This window comes from Verrucomicrobiales bacterium, from assembly GCA_016793885.1.
In the GTDB taxonomy this organism is placed as follows: Bacteria; Verrucomicrobiota; Verrucomicrobiia; order Limisphaerales; family UBA11320; genus UBA11320.
The window spans coordinates 34,079-51,622 of the sequence record JAEUHE010000047.1; the positions used below are offsets into that span (position 1 = coordinate 34,079).

9 protein-coding genes are annotated in these 17,544 nt (G+C 58.5%); 1 reads left to right on the forward strand and 8 read right to left on the reverse strand.

Translation table 11 applies throughout. The features are described from left to right. Positions 1-45: 45 nt before the first annotated feature. From JNN07_06580 to JNN07_06595, 4 genes are all read right to left on the reverse strand, one after another. Positions 46-5,583, reverse strand: a complete 5,538-nt coding sequence (locus JNN07_06580; GenBank protein ID MBL9167390.1) for a WGR domain-containing protein — start codon at positions 5,581-5,583, stop codon at positions 46-48. Then, positions 5,580-6,818 (reverse strand): M48 family metalloprotease, encoded by a 1,239-nt coding sequence (locus JNN07_06585; GenBank protein ID MBL9167391.1) that lies wholly within the window; start codon positions 6,816-6,818, stop codon positions 5,580-5,582. Before JNN07_06585 ends, JNN07_06580 begins: the two co-directional genes overlap by 4 nt. 43 nt (positions 6,819-6,861) lie before the next feature. Next, positions 6,862-8,349 (reverse strand): hypothetical protein, encoded by a 1,488-nt coding sequence (locus JNN07_06590; GenBank protein ID MBL9167392.1) that lies wholly within the window; start codon positions 8,347-8,349, stop codon positions 6,862-6,864. A gap of 232 nt (positions 8,350-8,581) precedes the next feature. Further along, the gene (locus tag JNN07_06595; protein ID MBL9167393.1) at positions 8,582-10,744 is read right to left on the reverse strand and encodes a penicillin acylase family protein; all 2,163 of its coding nucleotides are present in this window, start codon (positions 10,742-10,744) and stop codon (positions 8,582-8,584) included. A gap of 282 nt (positions 10,745-11,026) precedes the next feature. On the opposite strand from JNN07_06595, the gene JNN07_06600 reads away from it, so the two are divergent. Further along, entirely contained in the window at positions 11,027-11,116 is a 90-nt protein-coding gene (locus JNN07_06600) for a sigma 54-interacting transcriptional regulator (GenBank protein MBL9167394.1), read from the forward strand. A gap of 169 nt (positions 11,117-11,285) precedes the next feature. Here JNN07_06600 and JNN07_06605 read toward each other — a convergent pair whose 3' ends face one another. The 4 genes from JNN07_06605 to JNN07_06620 form a co-directional block, all read right to left on the reverse strand. Next, positions 11,286-11,507, reverse strand: a complete 222-nt coding sequence (locus JNN07_06605) for a hypothetical protein (protein ID MBL9167395.1) — start codon at positions 11,505-11,507, stop codon at positions 11,286-11,288. Positions 11,508-12,181: 674 nt separating this feature from the next. After that, positions 12,182-13,069 (reverse strand): homocysteine S-methyltransferase family protein, encoded by an 888-nt coding sequence (locus JNN07_06610; GenBank protein ID MBL9167396.1) that lies wholly within the window; start codon positions 13,067-13,069, stop codon positions 12,182-12,184. A 41-nt stretch (positions 13,070-13,110) separates the two neighbouring features. Further along, on the reverse strand, positions 13,111-14,694 hold the full coding sequence (locus JNN07_06615; protein MBL9167397.1) for a sulfatase: 1,584 nt from the start codon (positions 14,692-14,694) through the stop codon (positions 13,111-13,113). Between the two features lie 116 nt (positions 14,695-14,810). Continuing rightward, the gene (locus JNN07_06620; GenBank protein ID MBL9167398.1) at positions 14,811-17,156 is read right to left on the reverse strand and encodes a VCBS repeat-containing protein; all 2,346 of its coding nucleotides are present in this window, start codon (positions 17,154-17,156) and stop codon (positions 14,811-14,813) included. Between the last annotated feature and the right edge of the window lie 388 nt (positions 17,157-17,544).

The following is a 17,544-nucleotide window of genomic DNA, read 5'->3' on the forward strand; positions in this document are numbered from 1 at the left end:
GAGCCCGAATACCTCCGTCGCCAAAAAACCTTCCTTCGCCCCGCTTCAGGTGCGTTGTTCCGCGTAGCCCTTCTTCACTTTCTCGGCAATCAGTTTGTCCGCTTCGCGCTGTGCCCTTTCCGGATCGGCAAACGTTTTCGTTTGCGACTGGCCGGTCGTCCCGATTCTTCCAAAGCGAACGGTTATGCGATGGTCCGCGACGGCAATCTCCCAGAATTTGTGTGATGAGCCACCGACAAATTCAAAGTGCCGGACCGGGTTACCCAGGGCCGGCACAGTCGGCAGGCTGGGTGGCTGAGCCACCGGTGCTGCCTCGGGTGCGGGTGCGGACGGTGCCGGACTGCTGTCCGCCTCAGACGTTGGCCCCGTGTCAACCATCTCCTCATCTTCCGGCTCCACCTCGGCGGCCGCTTCTAGCCCCCGCAGGAGCTTCTCCAACCGGGCCAATACATCCTCGGGAGCGTGATACCAGTCCTTGGTCAGCACCCAGGCAAAGCGCCAGCCGAAGGCCTTGAGAATGCCTGGCTGCATCAGGTAGCGGTCGAGCAGATTGGGGTTCGCGTAGTGCCCGTCCGTGTCCACCAGAATTCCGAGATGATACATGCTGTCGACGCTGCCGCGCACGGCGAGATCACAGCGAAACTTCGACTGCCCGATGTTCAGGTCCACCGCATGACCCCGTTGGCGAAGCGCCGCTGCCAGCTGCTCCACCACCGCGTCACCTTTGTTCAACGGCGCGAGCGCTTTGCGGCTGAGTGGATTCAAGTTTTCCAACACCCGCCTCGCGGTGGCCTCATCCCCCTTCGAAACCGCCTCGGCGTACTGCAGAAAGTTCTTCAGGCTGTTCGCGCCGTCGTTGTAGTCGTTCGTGATGGCGTGATGGCGAATGGAACTCACAATCGCCATGTGATGCTTGGCGCGGGAGAAGATGACATTCAACCGCTTCTCGCCACCGCGCTGATTGATCGGGCCGAAGTTCATCAGCATGCGGCCGTTCGCATCGTGCCCGTAACAGACGCTCATGATGATGATGTCGCGTTCATCGCCCTGGACATTCTCCAGATTCTTCACAAACAGGCCGCAGAAGACGTCGTTCTCCTCCCGCACAGTCTCGATCTCCAGGAGCGCGGCGAATGCCGTGTCCTCCTCCGCCAACCGACTGAGGGCGCTTTCCAGCTCAGCCTGCTGGGCTTCCGAAAAGGCCACCAGACCGATGCTGAGCTTGGTGTCGCGTTGCAGGATACTGCGAACCATCTGCGCGATATAGGCGGCCTCGTTTGGATTCCGGCGTTCTTCGTAAACACCGTTCTCCATCCAGTGGAAACTGATGCTGCGGGCGAGCAAGGCGTCGACGTTGGTGCTGCCTTGTTCCACGGCGGTCACGATCAACTCGGGCCGCCCGACAATGGCGAGCTGACGATCTGGGATGGTGTAGAGGTTGCCGCTGTAGAACGCCGCGTTGGAAAAGCTGATGAGCGATTCGTAACGGCTGCGATAGTGCCAGGCCAGCAACGTGGACGGCAGATTCTGTGCGGACTGGGTCAGAAAGCTGTCCGAATCCAGATCCACTTCGATTCGCTCACCCTCTTCCTCCACAACGACGGTCTCATCCTCGGTCCGGGCGCTGGCAAAGAAGGTGGTCGGCGGCAATTGCATCTCGTCACCAACCACAATCGTTTGATGCGAGCGGTAAACTGCGGGGATCGCCTCCTCCATCGGGATCTGGCTCGCTTCATCAAAGATGACCACATCGAACAATTCCGGATCGAGCGGCAAGGTGTCCGAGACGCTGAGCGGGCTCATCAGCCAGATGGGCTTTAAATCCTGGATAACCTGCCCTGTGTCACCCGCTGCGAGGTCGCGAATGGACTTGTAGCGCATCGACTTGCCGAACTCGTGCTCCAAATCGCGCCGGCCCGCCGCGTAGGACTTCTTGAAGGCCTTCTGTTCCTGGCTCAGCTGCGCGGCGGGCAAGGACGAAACCTTCACGTGCTCCAGAAATGTCTGCCGCACGCCGCTGCGGAGACAGCGGGCGTTCAGGCCCAGCCATTCACGATACCGTTGCTCCAACCGCTCCATGTTGCGCACCAGTGTGCGACCATCGAATCGGCTCACCGTCCGGTCCTCGCGATACACGCGGTTGACGCTCTTGTGCCCGACGGCCGCCTCGAACTCAGTCAACGAAATGGGCGCGTGACGCAACGCGTGGGTCACGGCCTCGGGCAAATCGGCGACCTCGGCCAAAATGGGACACAACTCGGCCAGCGTTCCGGTTTGCTCACGCACTTTTCCAAGAACATCGGCCAGTTCACGGAATTCGAACTGCTCGTATTCCGCCAGGACAGCAGCCAGGGTTTCAGCCAAGCTCGTAAAGTGGTCATGGATGCCGGTGAGATTGGCAACAAGTGTGGCCGGGTCCTCTGAAGCTCCAAGCAGCTTCAATAGCGCCTTGATGGAGGGGTGATCGAGCTGCGGATCCTTCTTCAGCTCGGCCACCTGTGCTCGGAAGGCTTCCACGTCCTGAACCCGCCATTCGGCCGCGGCCTGCTGATGGGCGCCCTGCCAATCGGCCTGGGCACTGTGCCGGGCCGACAGGTCGCCCAAAATCTTGCTCCACGCTGGCGAAACAGCGTGCTGCGAAAAGTCGTAACGAGCCTGGAGCGTCTTCTTGAGCCGATAGAAGGAGGGTTGAAGGAAACGGAAGACTGATTTCTCGAACGCCTGCGCCTGCGCGAGAGCGCTATCGGTGTCGTCGGGAGACAATGGCTCACGCCAGCCGGCCGTTTTCGCCTGCGCCTTTTCCAGTGCCTTCGCCTTCGCGTCGAGGTCAGCGGCCAAGGCGCTGAAAGAATCCTCCGCCGGTCCATGCGTGAGCACGCCGATCAGCTTGCGCTCCGCCAGTAAGCGCACGCGAACCGCAAACTCGAGGATGGTTCGAATCTCGGCAAACGTGTCCCACAACTCCCCGGGTAGACCCGACAATTCGAGCGCGTTCTCGATCACATCCAACAGATCTTTTGCCTGATCCAGCTGCTTCGCCAACGCCTCCAGCGGGCGGTCCGCCTGCAACACCCCTTTGCCAAGCCAGCGCAGCGGATGCTTGGCGAAACAAAGCTCCTCGCCCAGATCGCTCAGGGCGGACTGCAACCGGCTGATGACGTCGCCGTGCAACTGCCAGAGCGGATACTCGGGCAGCAACTCTTCAACTTCCGGCGGCAGTTCGGTGGCCCGCCCCCGCAACTCGACCAACCGAAGCAGCAACGAGCGAACCGCGATGCCGGTGTGGGTGCCCGCCCGTCGCATGACGTCTGAGAAACGCCGGAGGGTGACAAGATCCTGTTCCATCGCCTTCAGCGTCTTGGCACGCAACGATTCCGCTTCCGGATCCAAATCGACCTGACTCAGGAATTTCTCGTAGGTCTGCTTGAGATTGTGGATGAAGGCCTTCTTATCGGTCTGCGAATCGTGGATCAGACAGCAAAGCTCGTCCAGGCCCTGCTGCCGCAACCGATGGAACACCACATCAATCGCCGCGCGCTTCTCGCACACGAACAGCACACGTTTGCCGCGTGCGACATAGTCGGCGATGAGATTGGTGATGGTCTGCGACTTCCCCGTTCCGGGCGGACCCTGGATGATATAGCTCGCGCCCGTGCGCGCCCGCGCAATCGCCGACGCCTGGGTGGCGTCGCAAGAAATGATGAGATGCTGCTCGGCCAGATCGAGGGCCGGGCCATCCGCTTCCTCCGGCGGTCTTGGCTTGAGCGAGAACACCCGGTCGAATGCCTCGCTGGCCATGTCTGTTTCGATGAGCTTCGCGTAGTCGCGCACCAGCGTCATCTTCCGGTAATTGAAGTTGCCCAGCGTCAGGCTGCACAGATCGTAATCCCAGGAATACGGGTTCTGATTGTCGCCGTCGCGCAACGCGAACATCTCGCGCTCGGTCTCCAGCACCTTGCCCTCGTCCGCTGGGGCGCTCGGATCAACCATATGGGGCAGCCTTGATTGCGGCGGTGCGCCAGCAACCTCACGGAGCGGCATCGGCGTGGGACGAACTTTCTCCAGAAAGAGCTGCAAGCCGAGCGGCCTGAGGTTGTCACGGTCGTAACTGTAATCAGCTTTCCGGGCGACGCGCGCCTTGCGCGCCTGGAGTTTCTGACGTCGCCGATACTGGTCCACGCGCTGGCGGGCTTTTTCGTGGATGAGTTCAATCTGTGGTCGGTCAATCTTGTTGAGCGCCACGCCCGGCTCGCTGGCCTGAATCTGCGCCTTCAGCGCATCGTAGAATTGATCGAGCGACGACTCCTTCAAATCCACAAACTCGGGCAGGCTCAAGTTGTAGAGTTCTTTGAGATGGTGGCGCAGCGCCGGATTGACTTCAGCCTCGCTGGTTGTCGGATCGAGAACGTAATTGTCGCGCACGCCTTTCTTTTTGGCCACCTCGACGGGCAGCAACAGCAGCGGGGAGTGGATGCGCTCGTGCTTTTCCTCTTTGAGGTTGTTCCAGCGCAGGAAACACAGGACGAGCCGAAGCTGCGCAAAGCCATACTCCGCCCGATCTCGGCGGGCCTCGCCAATGATTTTATCGAGCACGCCAGGTATGTAGGGTGCATCCTCGAACCGCAGATACTTGCCCAGCGACATCGGCGCACCTTCGGTTACCGTCTCGGCCATCTCCCGATGCCACACGAACAGTTGCTCCAACTTGATGGTGCGGTAGTCCAGCAACACCGGCACGGAGGCGATGGTGAGATTCAGCGTCTGGAGGGTTGGCTTGAAATAGATGAGTCGATTGCGCCGCGAGATTTCAAAGAGCCGGTCGCGCAGGTGGGACTGGATCAACCGCCGCTTACCGGCGATCGGTGACTCCTTGAACTCCTTCTTGGTGAAAACATTGGTATCAAAGTCCACCGTCTGCTCGCGGTAATTCTCGAGCCGCGCGATCATCTGTCCCAAGTCCTGCGCACGTTTGTGCCGGTTCAACTCCGTCATGTGGACGATGGTCGAGGCCAGCACTGGGTTGAGCCGGGGATTCAGGCTGAAGAGATTGGTGCGATGGACGGAGAACAGTTCCAGCTCGCCCGCATCGGTGAAATCCAAACCGCAGGCAAGGCTCGCGAGCAGCAACCCCAGCGAGAAAATGTCGGTCAGCTCATCGTGATGGCCGACAGCTTGTTCCCAGCCGCGATAATCTGGCAAAAAGACGGGCTTCGTGATTCCCGCAGCGCTAGCGTCCACGCTGAGGTCGGAAACGGTTAGCGTGGACCGGTCTACGTCGGCGACGCGCCGGGATTCGCCCACCACCTCGACCGCGCTGCTGACGGACAACTGCAAGGACTCCACCTTGCTGGTGTTCCTTTCCGGCGGAGTGGCCTTGCCCGACGCGAACAGCAACTGTCCGCCCTCGGTGAGGGTCACTTCCTGGATGCCGTTGAGTGGTGCGACCAGGCCCGCCTCGTGGGCGGCCAGCACCTGTTTCATCAGCGGGAGAATCGCCGCCAACACATCGTCGGTTTCAAAACCGCCTCGCGCGACGCCCGCTTCCAGAAGCTTCAAAAACGGCAGTGGCGTGGGGTCGCTCATTCGGACGCCTCCGCCTTTGACAGCATCTCAGCGGCCTGGTCCTTGAGCTTGCGGACGTCGCGCACCTTGAGTTTCAGTTCCTTGGCGGCGAGCTTTTCGAAGTGCGCATCGAATTCCAGCCGCCGGCTCAACTCCAAGGCTGCCGCGAGTGGCATTTCATCGAGGTCTGGATCCGCAGTCACGAAATCGAGCAGCACGTAGCTGAGATACTCTCGTGTCTTGGTATCGGTCGACTTGAACTCATCAAGCGCAGAGTTGTCCTTTGCCTTCGCGGGTTGGAGATCGTCGAAAAACAGTTTCGCATGACCCATCACGGCCGGTGTTTGAAACCACTTCGGCTGCAGAAACCACTCCAGCACCCGACGGGTGCGTTTCGCCATCCGCATCTGACCCAGCAGATCAAGGCGGTCGAGCGTCTCCGTGCCCTCGATCATCTGGCACAAATGCGGATGCGCTTCTTGCCCTTGCGCCTGCCACAGTGACAACGCGCGAGCCCGGATGAATGCTTCCGGATGCGACAAACCCTCCGTGGTGGCGTTGTCTCGCGAAAAGATCTCGTCTGCCTGCTTCAAGTAAGCGGGAGCGCTGATTTGCGAGAGTCCAGTCTGGACTTTGACCAATCCGGCGATGACCGGATGGATGTCACCGGTCACGCACAGCGATCCGCGATCCGCAAAGATTTCGGTGTACAGTTGGAATCGCCGCGCCGTCTCTTCGTGAGTTTCCGCCGCGCGCGGGTCGCAAGCCACCGCCTGAATCAAGCGATCCGCGATGTGCAGGTCGCCATGTTCCCATTGCCAGAGGCAGTAGTGCGCCAGTTCATGCCCGACCACCGATTTGATTTCCTCGGCATTCAAGAGACCTAGCAAAGGCCCGGAGAACACGACATGACCCTCACCCGGCATGAAATAGAGTGCCGCGTTGGGCTGGGGGCTGTTCTGCGCCTGATAAACTGTAACCGGAATGTCGAGTTTCAACCTAGACTTGGCAACTTCAACTCCTTGGTAGAGTTCCGGATGACTTTCGGCATCGAGCCGATACGTGGACTTGAGCAACTCCAAGCGCAGGTTCTCGGTGTAATCGGCCTGCGCCCGTGCCGACGCAAACCAATTCCAGAGCTCGCGCTCCTGCGATTTGAGGTAGTCCCTCAATTCGACATGATAGGGCAACGGATCCAGAATGTGCTCCGGTTCGTCCACGCGGCCGATTAAATCGAAACCCGCCAACCAGGTCAAAGCATCAGAACCCGCAACGGATCCGGACCGCTGATCGTCGCGATTACTGACTCAACCGGTAGAACCGTTGTTCCGAGGTGGAGGGATTGATCACGGTGTTGAACCCATTCACAATAATCGGAGCCGGAGTAACGACACCCCAATTGACGGGGGGATTCAGGTTGGTCGCTGACTGAAGTGCGAAACCGATGGCGCTTTGCGGCCAGGTTAGAATCGTATTGTCGCCAGAGTGAGCGATGGAAAGTTGCGGTAGTATGGTGATTCTGAAGACCGTGCCATTGCCGGATGTTCCGCCGGCGCGAGCGGTGCCGAACAGCGTGTCATCGGAAAGCAGGAGACCCGCGTACGGGTTGACTCCGTCACTGTTACTCGAATTTGGACCACTGGTGGCGCTGAAGTGATGCAAGACGGTGAATCCGGTTCCGTTGGTGAGTAGGGCGAAGACAGTACCGTTTCCGGATTCGCCTCCCAGGAAAGTGGTGCCGAATAGAGTCTTGCCCCACAGTGTCAGGCCGGAGAATTGGATGGGATGCGCCCCGCCACTGTTGGTGTAGACCCCGCTGGGATTTGTCCTCGTTGCACCGAAGTTGTGAAGCACCGCAAAGTTGGAGCCATCACTTTCTAGCCGGAAGACGGTGCCATTTCCGTTGGCGCCGCCCCAGTAGGTTGTTCCGTACAGCGTCGTTCCATGAACCAGAAGGCTGGCAGGCAAAACGCCATCGACGTTTTTATAAGCCGGTTCGAATCCAGGTCCTTCCGAAGGCGGAACATAGTTGGTTGCTACGAAGGTGTGCAGGATCGTGAATCCGCTGCCATCGGTATTCAGTCTGAACACAGAGCCTCGGCCAGACTTCAGGCCCGCAGCAGTGCCATACAGTTGATTCCCCGCCAAAACCAACGGCTCAGGGGTATCGCCTTCGCCTGACGTAAAACTGTGCAGATTCGTGAAGCCGCCGCCGTTGACTCCAACTCGAAACACCACGCCGAGACCTGAAGTCCCCCCGTTCTCGGCTGTGCCGTAAACGAAGTCGCCACCAACGACGAGACCCGACTCCGGATTCGCTCCTTCCGCATTGGTGGAATTACCGGATGGGTTGGGCACCATCGGTCCGAAGTGATGCAGCACCGAAAAACCACTGCCATCGGTGCTCAGTTTGAAGACCGTTCCGAAGCCATGGAGGCCGCCGTCGTAGGCAGTGCCGTAGAGGGTGTTGCCAACAAGAATCGGGGTACTGTCGGGATAGGCACCGTCGGAATTGGTTTCGTTGATGAGCGGCGCAAACTCATGCAGTGTGGAGAACCCGGTGCCATCCTTGTTGAGTTTGAAGAAAGTCCCCCTGCGCCCAGAACCACCAGAGTCCGAGGCACCGTAGAGGGTATTACCCGCAGCCACCAATCCAGCCTGCGGGTTGCGTCCTCCACCAGGAGCATCAAAGCTATGCAGAAGGTTGAATGTATGCGCCTGAAGCGGACTCAACCCCAACAGTGTTGTCCAGATGCCGACGATGAGTCGGGAAGCCAAACATTTCATAAGCTTTCTACAATACTAACAGGCCTACCGACGTCGTCACCAAGATACCGTCAAGGACTTTGTCAAAGGGGCTGGAGTAAGCATTTCAACGGGCTCCGAAGTGCCATCCAGAATGATGGTGAAGGGAGAACCCACGAAACCTCGGACACTCAAGTCAGCCTACCACACCACTTTACACGCTCGAACGTCTGCGGCTTCCGGTCCGATACATTTCCCCCCCCCAACTAAGCACTTACTTGGTGAAAGGGCGATTTCGTCGACTGTTGATGGGTTGTCCTGGATGATAAAAGCTTTCGGCGTTGGCTTTGATGTCAGCCAAGGTAAACCAGGCTGGTTTGAACTCGCCCCTTGCGTAAAGCTTCGCTTGGTCTAAGAAATGCGGTGAGGCAGGATTTCCGCTCTGACCGAAAGCCACGACGGATTTAGCCCGAACGGTCGGTCCAAATTCCACGATGCTCACATAATACGCGCCACCAAATCCGTAGCGTCGCTTTTGTCCTTTCTCAGGTCTGGTGTAGAAATTATTGACGATGCCCAAAAAGCCCGGTGCTCCCGCGATAGGGAGGCTTGGTTTGGCATCGTCGAAAGGCTCAAGTTCCGATTGAATACGTTGAAGGCGGTTCATATCGCCCCAAGCGACGCGCCAGGTGCCCCAATCTCGCTCCAGCTCTTCCTTGATTCCTTCAAGCACTCGAATGTTCGGCCATCGATCGTCCGCGTTGGCGGGTTTTGTTTCCCACATCTTCTCCACCAAAGGAGCGAAAAGCGTCATTTGAGTGGACTCTATCGAACTGACCTTGTCCCATTTCCCGAAATCATCGATCATTTCTTTGATCTTTCCGGCTCGAGCGGGGTCCGTTTGATGGAGTATCGCCCATTCGGCGACGATTTCAGGAACACGAGTTTCGGCTTCAAGCACCTGGGTATCCCACGCCGCCTTTGCCCATTCCTCAAACGAAAACTTCGCGCGGGATGTAAGAATTCTCCTGGAAATCGTCGCGCGCCGATTGTCCCGTTCGTCTGCGGTCATGTAGGACGGAAAATTTTCTTTCAGGAGGTTTCCTTCTGAAGTCGTTGTCATTGGAGTCGAATTGCAATTCTGCATGAATCCAGTCTTCGGATTGAGCATTTGGGGCAGGTCTTGAAAGGCATGAAATCCTTGCCATTCGGTTGCGGGATCGCTGCCGTCCACCGGTTTCGTCCAGTCGAACTTGATCGAACGCCGAGGCGTAGCCGCGTTACAGACGTAAAAGATATTGCCTGCACGGTCTGCATACATGGTATTGAACATGGGGATCGATACGCGGGACATCGCAGCCTTGAAGCCCTCCAGTGTTCGTGCTTTGCCCATCGAATACCATTGATCCAATATTCCGCCACCCGCGAGCCGAGCCATTCTGAGAGCCACGGGCTTGCCTTCGCGCTCCGCCACGATCGGCCCGTGATGGGTCTTGCGGAATCGGAACGTTCTAGTTTCCTCCCCCTTTGCGGTCATAATGCGTATCGAGTTCGTCCATTGCGTAGCCCGGCGATGGGAGTCACCGTAACTGTAGGCAAGCGCATCGTTCGGATCATCGAAAGATTCGGTGTAAAGGTCGGAGATGTCCGGATAGTTGACCGTATGGCTCCAGCCTATGGCGTCGTTGTGACCCAGGACCGGAAAAGCGACCCCGAAGGTTGACGCGCCGCTTAAATTCCATCCCTCGTCGCTGTGTAGGTGTCCTTCGTGATACTGATTTGGCCCGAAAAAGTGTGGGTGAGGATTGATGAACAACATTGCGTGCGCAGAAACGCTCCGGGTCGGGCCGACGGTCCACATATTCGATCCAATGACCGGCTCCGGATGGTCCTGGCGCTCTTTGGGGTCGATCTTCTCGGACTTCGAGGAAGCCCTCTTGATCGTCTTGCCATCTGTGGCGAGTTCCGAGACAGCGGTTAGAATCTCCGCCGCTTTCACACCCGTCAGCTCAAAAGCCCAAAGCTGGTAAACGGTGAACCGATAAAGGGCCAACACATGCCACGGCTCGAATCGCTGGAGCAACCGCGGTTTAACAGTCGCGTTTCGGGAAAGGTAGTAGTTGAAACCCTCAGCCACAGCCTGGCAGATTTCACGCACACGCGGAGTGGCCTGCTCATACTCCCGCTGCGAGAGTTTTGGAATTTCCAGGGCGTGGTTTAAAAGATCATCTGCCAACGTTCGGTCTCCGTACACCTCCGAGGAACGTCCAATGGATCGAATATAGTTGTCCTCCACCTGCCAGAAATTGTCTTCAGCCTGCGCATAGGCGTAACCGAAGACGCAGCTTGCATCGGTGGGTCCGAAAACGTGGGGAACACCATAAGTATCGCGGTAAATGGTAACGGAGCGCGCGATTTGAACGGCGTTGGAATCCAAAGTCCGGGGTTTGTCTGCGTGAGCCGCTTTGGCGTTTAGCCCCAAAAAAGCTGCAACTCCCAATATTCTCAGTGCGGTCCCAAATGCCATGCTCGTCCTTTCTCCTCTTCGGGCGTGGGTTACGTGCTGAATTCCGGAATGCTACGGCGTAAAGGTTACAGCACAAGCCATCATTTTGAGGGTGTCCAACAAAGCCACTCCCGGTGTCGTTTTAGGCCTCCCGGAACTGCTCAGAAAAGTGTTGCTGTTGGGATGCTTTCAGCGTACGTCGGATACGGATGAATCGTCGCGCCGACGGACGCCGCTGTGCTTGTCACGGGCGAGAGTGGCAAGGGCAAGGAACTCATCGCCCGCGCAGAGATCGAGCGTTGATCAAAGTTATGACGCAAGGCTCCTACCAGTAACTATCCGGGTTGACGGCCTCGGTGTAGAGCCAGCCTCGCGCCTCGTCGGCATAGCCGATGTTGCCATAGCCAATAAGCGGAAAATCAGGGCCGCAGGCCGCCAGATGCTCACCTACAAGAGAGGCGGTTCCGAGGATTCATCCTTCCATCGAGAAATACTTCGGATCGCAGTCTTTGAAGGCCGTCAGACCTTCTTTGACGATCTTTAGAGTGTTCCTGTCCACGATCTGGAAATACCGGGTTGGTTCTGGAAGCAGGTTTTCCAGTGCCTCAGCCACCGAAGGAAATGAATCCAACAAATCCTTCATACCCCCACAGGAGCGGCCAACGTAATAGGTAAAGACTAAGTAACGGTTCATGATTGCATCTCGGGATTGCCACGCCTGCGAAATCAGCACGACGCCAATAGTGTTTTCGTCAGCTCAGGAAAAAAGTTGAAATATTCTGCACCTTGGGTTCGTGAGTCTTTCTGTAGGGAGGAGAACGGGGATAAGTTTTAAACGTCCTACCTTCCACCATGACGCACAAATCCATAATCATTAAGATGAAATCACGTCCTTCCTTCTCCCTGCTCGGCGTCGACCCGGTCAGTGGAGGATCGTCCGGAAGTAGCGACGCCGGGTCGGGTGGACATGGCCGTCAGCGGGCTCTTGAACCCCCGGTCTCTCCATGAACTCTTTCCTCTCCGCGCTCTCCGCGCCTCCGCGAGAGATTCCGGCAGTCCTATGGAGTCAGGGGAGGGATCTTTTCTCGCGGAGGCGCGGAAAACGCGGAGGAGCAATCAATCAGTGAGAACCGACGGATCGTGCAGATCAGCCCGATCACAGCCAGCTACCCTCCATGAGCCAAGCCTCGTCAACCTCGGCTCCTACACTTCGGACTGTAGGGGACGCTCGTCCCACCATAGCCTCGGCGACGGCGGAACGTCAGGAGTCCTCCGCAACAGCGGAGCCCGGCCAGGTTCATCGCCTGGATTCACGTCCGCCTTTCGGAGGTGTCCACTCTCCACGACCTTGCGTCCCAGCGTCGCGATTTAAGACGCAGCGCTCCCGCCAAAAGCCGAAGTTATTTTCGCTCGCTCCCTTAGCTGGCGAATATGCTCCGGTGTGGTGCCACAACACCCGCCCACAATTTGCGCCGGCCACGTCTGAGCACATTGCCAGTAACTATCCGGGTTGACGGCATCCGTGTTGATCCAGCCTTGCGCCTCGTCGGCATAGCCAATGTTGCCATAGGCGATCAGCGGAAAATCAGGGCCACAGGCCGCCCGCAACTCGGCCAGCGGCTTGGCCAGCGTGTGAGCCGCACCGCAGTTGACGCCCAGGGCCTTCACCCCCAGCGGTAACAACAGGCCAGCGGCAGCCGCCAGCGACTCGCCAGACAGGATTCGACCGTCGCGGTCGCACACAAAACTGACGAAGGTCGGCCGGCCAGTCATCGTCGCCACTTGGGCCGCGATGACGGCCTCCCGAATCGAATTCATCGTCTCGATCAACAGGAGATCAACGCCCGCATCCACGAGATCACGGATGCGCTCGGAATGCTCGGCGCAGCATTCGTCATCAGGCGGAACCAGGTCGGGACGATAACAATCTTCCAGCGGAGCCACCGACCCCGCCACTTGTGCAGGCAGACCCGATTGAACGACAGCTTCCTGGGCGGTCGCCACAGCTCGCCTGGTCAGTTCGCGCGCGGCGTGCCCTTGGCCAATCAGTGCGCGGCGATGCGTTCGAAAGGTGTTGGCGGTCAGGATATCCGCGCCCGCGTTCAGATAGTCCAGATGGATCTGGCGCAACACATCCACACCGGCATCCGTGGTGAGCGCATTCGCCGACCACATTGGCAGGTCGGTGTCCACCCCGCGCCGGTTCAGCTCCGTGCCAGTTGCCCCATCAAGCAAGAGTAGTCCACTATTCACCATTCTTCATTCTCCAATTCAGCATCAGAAGGAACCCAATCGTTTCACTCAGAGACGGAGAGAGCGATGGCTTCGGCAACGGTCTTTCTCCCGCTGGACGGTTTATCGTCAAAGGGGCCGTCCACGGGTCCTTTAGGCCACGTCGCGGGGTCGGCGTAGCGTCCGTCGTCGTTGAACTGTTTTTGCAGGCGGACGATCTCGGCTTTCAACTCGGCAAACTGGGCGGCGACTTCCGGGCGCGTTGCGTCGGAAGCGGAGTGGAGGAGATTCCGCTGCTCGGTGGGGTCTTTCGTGAGGTCGAACAGCTCGTACACATCCGGCTTCCAGTAGTGGATGAGCTTGTGCGTGGCCGTGCGGACGCCGAGGTGGGCGACGGTGTTGTGGTGGCCCGGCGAATGGTAATAGCGGTAGTAAACCGACGTGCGCCAGTCCTTCGGCGCTTCGCCGCGGAGCAGCGGCGCAAGCGAGCGGCCTTGCATGAACTCCGGCACGGGCAGCCCGGCGAGGTCGAGAAACGTGGGCGCAAGGTCGAGGTTGGAAACGAATTGCGCCGGGGTGGCCCCGACCTTGATGCCCGGACCGCGGGCCAAGAGCGGGACATTGAGGCCCGGCTCATACATGAAACGCTTGTCGTAGAGACCGAGATCGCCGAGGAACCAGCCGTTGTCGGAGGAGTAGATGACGATGGTGTTCCTCGCCAGACCGGTCGTGTCGAGGTAATCGAGCACCTGGCCCACGCTGTCATCCACGCCCTGCACGCAGCCGAGGTAGTCGCGCATGTACTTCTGGTACTTCCACTGCACCAGTTCGCGTCCGGTCAGCGTCTTGCCGTCGATTTCCAGCTCGGTGGGACTCGTATCCAGCCACTTGTTCAGATCTGAGTCTTTTAAGTCGGCGGGCGGGGTGAGCTTGAGGTCGCGGCGTGTGAGGTCGCGCGCGATGGTCTGCTCGTTGGTGAGCAGCGCGGTCGGGCGCGTGGCGTAGTCATCGAAGAGGGTCGCCGGCTCGGGAATGGCCCTATCCTTGAACATCTCAATATGGCGCTGGGTTGGCTGCCACGCGCGATGGGGCGCCTTTTGATGGAGCATGAGGAAGAATGGCTTGTCCTGGGGTCGGGTCCTGATGAATTCCAGACCCAACTCCGTGGTGATGTCCGTGCAGTGGCCTTCGAGGGTGAGCTTGCGTCCCGGCGCCAGGAAGACGGGGTTCCAGTAAGCGCCCTGGCCGGGCAGCACCAGCCACCGGTCGAAGCCAGTGGGGTCGCTGCCAAGATGCCACTTGCCGATCATGCCGGTGTGATAGCCGCCCTTTTGAAGATGTTTCGCGACGTGATCGCGCCCGCCATCGAAGCGGTTGAAGACGGGCACGCCGTTGACGTGCGAGTACTGCCCGGTGAGCAGGGTGGCGCGGCTGGGTGTGCAAATGGAATTGATGCAGAAGGATCGTGTGAAACGCGCGCCTTCTTTCGCGAGCCGGTCGATGTGAGGCGTGTGGTTGACCTTCGACCCGTACGCGGAGATGGCGTGCTGCGCGTGATCGTCTGAGAAGATGAAAATGATGTTAGGCTTGTCCGCCGCGGGCGCGGAGGCACAGGCGAGGAGCGCGAGAACGATGAACAGGCGTTTCATGGGTTAGGCGTTTCCACCCTTGTTACACGAGGCAACGGAGCATGGAAAGTTCCATCCTGCTGCCCACCCGAATCGGATCCCGATCGGGGCTCAGGTCTCGAGACGCGATTTTCACGCTATCGCGCCTGATAGAATCGGCCCCCTGCTGCCCTCGCTCGAGTATCGCGGGCTTCGAATCGATCTCCCACTCTCACGAAAGGCAACAGGGGCGTCCAAGTCACCAGATCTTCGGATACATTCAGCACAGCTCCTAAACCCCCAGCCCCTGCCCCGACCACTCTCACGGAGCCATCGGCTTCGAGCACCACCTCAATAAGCCTGAAGTTTTGATCCAGGATTTCCTCGCGCTCGGCCGACCATTCCCCACCCAGATACCCAGCGTCCACTGCCTGCACCGCCCAATAAAACCGTCTCACTCCAGCACCCAACTTCAGGTTCAAGAACCGGTTGATGCCCGCATTGCCGGACTCCAATATCTTCCGACGGCCAGTCGGGAGATCCGAAAGGGGCGACAGCACCTCCGTCCCACCAGCCGTGGTGCCCACCCTCACATTCCAGGTGAGGGTGCCTGGCGGAGTGTGGTCGTCCCCCTGTCCTACCTCCCATCTCAACACGAGATGGTCTGCGCTGCGTTCCATCCGTAGTCCGGTCGGAGCTTTGGGTGGCTGGTTCGTCGCCACTTCATGATTGCGCATGACGGTCGCCTCGGCCGATTGACCCGACCGCGAGGACACCAGCAGTAGATCCAATCTCCCATCCGCATCGGCATCCATCCGCTCCATCTGCCCGACGTCGGGACTCAACTCACGCTCCACCTCCACCTTCACCTGTCGGCCTCGTGCGCTCACGCGATAGGCCGGGTTACCCGAGAGCAACACTTCTTCCAACCCGTCATTGTCGAAATCACCAGTGACCACCTCAGGTCGGGTGAAACCGAAAATGCGGTCGTTCTGCACTTTTCGGAAATGGCGATCGTTGAACTGCCCCGTCCCATCGTTCCACAGGATCTGGAAAACCACAGCTCCGTCCCGATCCCGGGTTGCGGAAACAATGTCCAAGGCTCCGTCGCCATCGAGATCGGCTAAAGCCAATCCCATTTCCGCGTCGAACTCTTCATTGGCCGGCAAGAGCGCGCCCGAAACAGGATCGAAATTGAACCCATTTGTTTTTGAACCGCGAAGTAAGACGAGGGCTGGGCTCTCCGTTGAAAAATTTAAGGCCGCCACGAGATCAGGCCAGCCATCAGCATCAACGTCTCCCGCGACTAAATGGCTTACCTCTCCGGGCAGTCGAGCCAGTGTATCGGTTTTGAACGAACCATCAGCAGCTTGGATCGAGGTGATGATCTCAGTCCCCGACATAACCCAGTCCTGCAGACCATCGGCATTGAGATCCAATACCCGCATGGTGGATCCGTTCTGAAATCCCACCTCGAAGCGACCCGTCGGAACGAGTCCCCCATCCGTGTTTTGCAAGACTCGGCCCGTTGGGCTTGCCGCCACTAGCATATCCGGACGGTTGTCATAGTTGACGTCCGTCCATGCGGCCCCCATGACCTGTCCATCGATAAAAGAGCTCACGCCACATCCGAGACAGAACAATTGCGCATTCCAGGAAAACAAGTCCGAAGAACGCCAGAGAGGCCGCCCGTCGGAGGAGTCCTGGTCGAAGAGAAAGAAGTCCATCGAACCTGCGCCGTTCGCGTCTCCGACGAGCACGTTCGGTCCGACCAAAGCATCCGTCGCACGCGCTGTGAAGCGCGGCAGGAAGGTCGGTAACGACACCTCGCGAATGCTGCTCTGGCTCCGTCCCAGCAGGTTCGTGGCGACCAATCTTGCGAAAAACCGATCCCCCTGTCCGTTACTCACGAATGACGACAGCCGCACACTGATGGGTTGATCTGCTCCACCGCCAAGCAGGATGGTTTCGGTTCTTTGAACCAATCCATTGGCGCTTCCATACTCAAAGAATGCCCCCGTCGCCAAGCCGATCGGATTCACGGTTCCATTCAGCACGATTCCCAATCGATCAAACTGAGGATCCAACGATTCGACCGGAGATTCGGTAAAACCGCCGAAATCCGCGGTCACGACGCTATTCCCTGGATCAAAGACACTCTTGACCCGCGGCAAGAACACGAACCCCCTCTTGGAAGCGGTTATGTCCAAGTTCCCAAAGATCAGCGCATCATCCATCTGATAGCGGCCGTCCTCCCCCGTAACGACATTCCAAGGCGGCAACTCGCCCCCCACCTGCACGATCTCGATCGTCACTCCCGACACCCCCACCCCGTTCACATCCACCACCCGGCCCTGCACCGTGCTGGCGGTCGCAGTCTCATGACCATCGAGGACGATCCATAAAACCCCGATCGCCACCATCCATAGACTCAGCGGCCGCACCCTCCCTGCCCGTGCATAACCGCCAGCATGGCTGGCAGAAAAACCATTTGTGGTCCCCATCTGATTCCCGCACCTAGTTGGCATGCCGAAATTGTCTTGGTAATTCCAAGTCTGGAAAGCTCATTTTTTGTTAGGTTGCATCCATCGTTCCGTCGGCGTTTCGGTCCGCACCTTTGTTTCACTGCTAGGCAAATCAGCACGTCACGGTGTTCATGACGAAGAAGATTGACCGTGCGTGCCTGTTGATCGAAAGAATTCGTTTGGATAATGCTCCCCCGTACGCAGTTCCGCTTTCAAGCGGAGGCGGCACGGTCGTGACTCTGAGCACCGCACCTCCTAAAGCCCAATCCATGCAGTAGGGCGGCATGCGGTTGCGTAGTAGGTTTTTGCGAAAACCGAGGCGTGAGGAGCGAGCGTATTGAGCGAAATACGTAAGCGACGAACAACG

Excerpts from the sequence above, each read along its gene's own strand:
- JNN07_06615 (MBL9167397.1), bottom strand. The coding sequence starts at position 14,694 with ATGAAACGCCTGTTCATCGTTCTCGCGCTCCTCGCCTGTGCCTCCGCG.
- JNN07_06605 (MBL9167395.1), bottom strand. The coding sequence starts at position 11,507 with ATGAACCGTTACTTAGTCTTTACCTATTACGTTGGCCGCTCCTGTGGG.
- JNN07_06590 (MBL9167392.1), bottom strand. The coding sequence starts at position 8,349 with ATGAAATGTTTGGCTTCCCGACTCATCGTCGGCATCTGGACAACACTG.
- JNN07_06610 (MBL9167396.1), bottom strand. The coding sequence starts at position 13,069 with ATGGTGAATAGTGGACTACTCTTGCTTGATGGGGCAACTGGCACGGAG.
- JNN07_06620 (MBL9167398.1), bottom strand. The coding sequence starts at position 17,156 with ATGGGGACCACAAATGGTTTTTCTGCCAGCCATGCTGGCGGTTATGCA.
- JNN07_06580 (MBL9167390.1), bottom strand. The coding sequence starts at position 5,583 with ATGAGCGACCCCACGCCACTGCCGTTTTTGAAGCTTCTGGAAGCGGGC.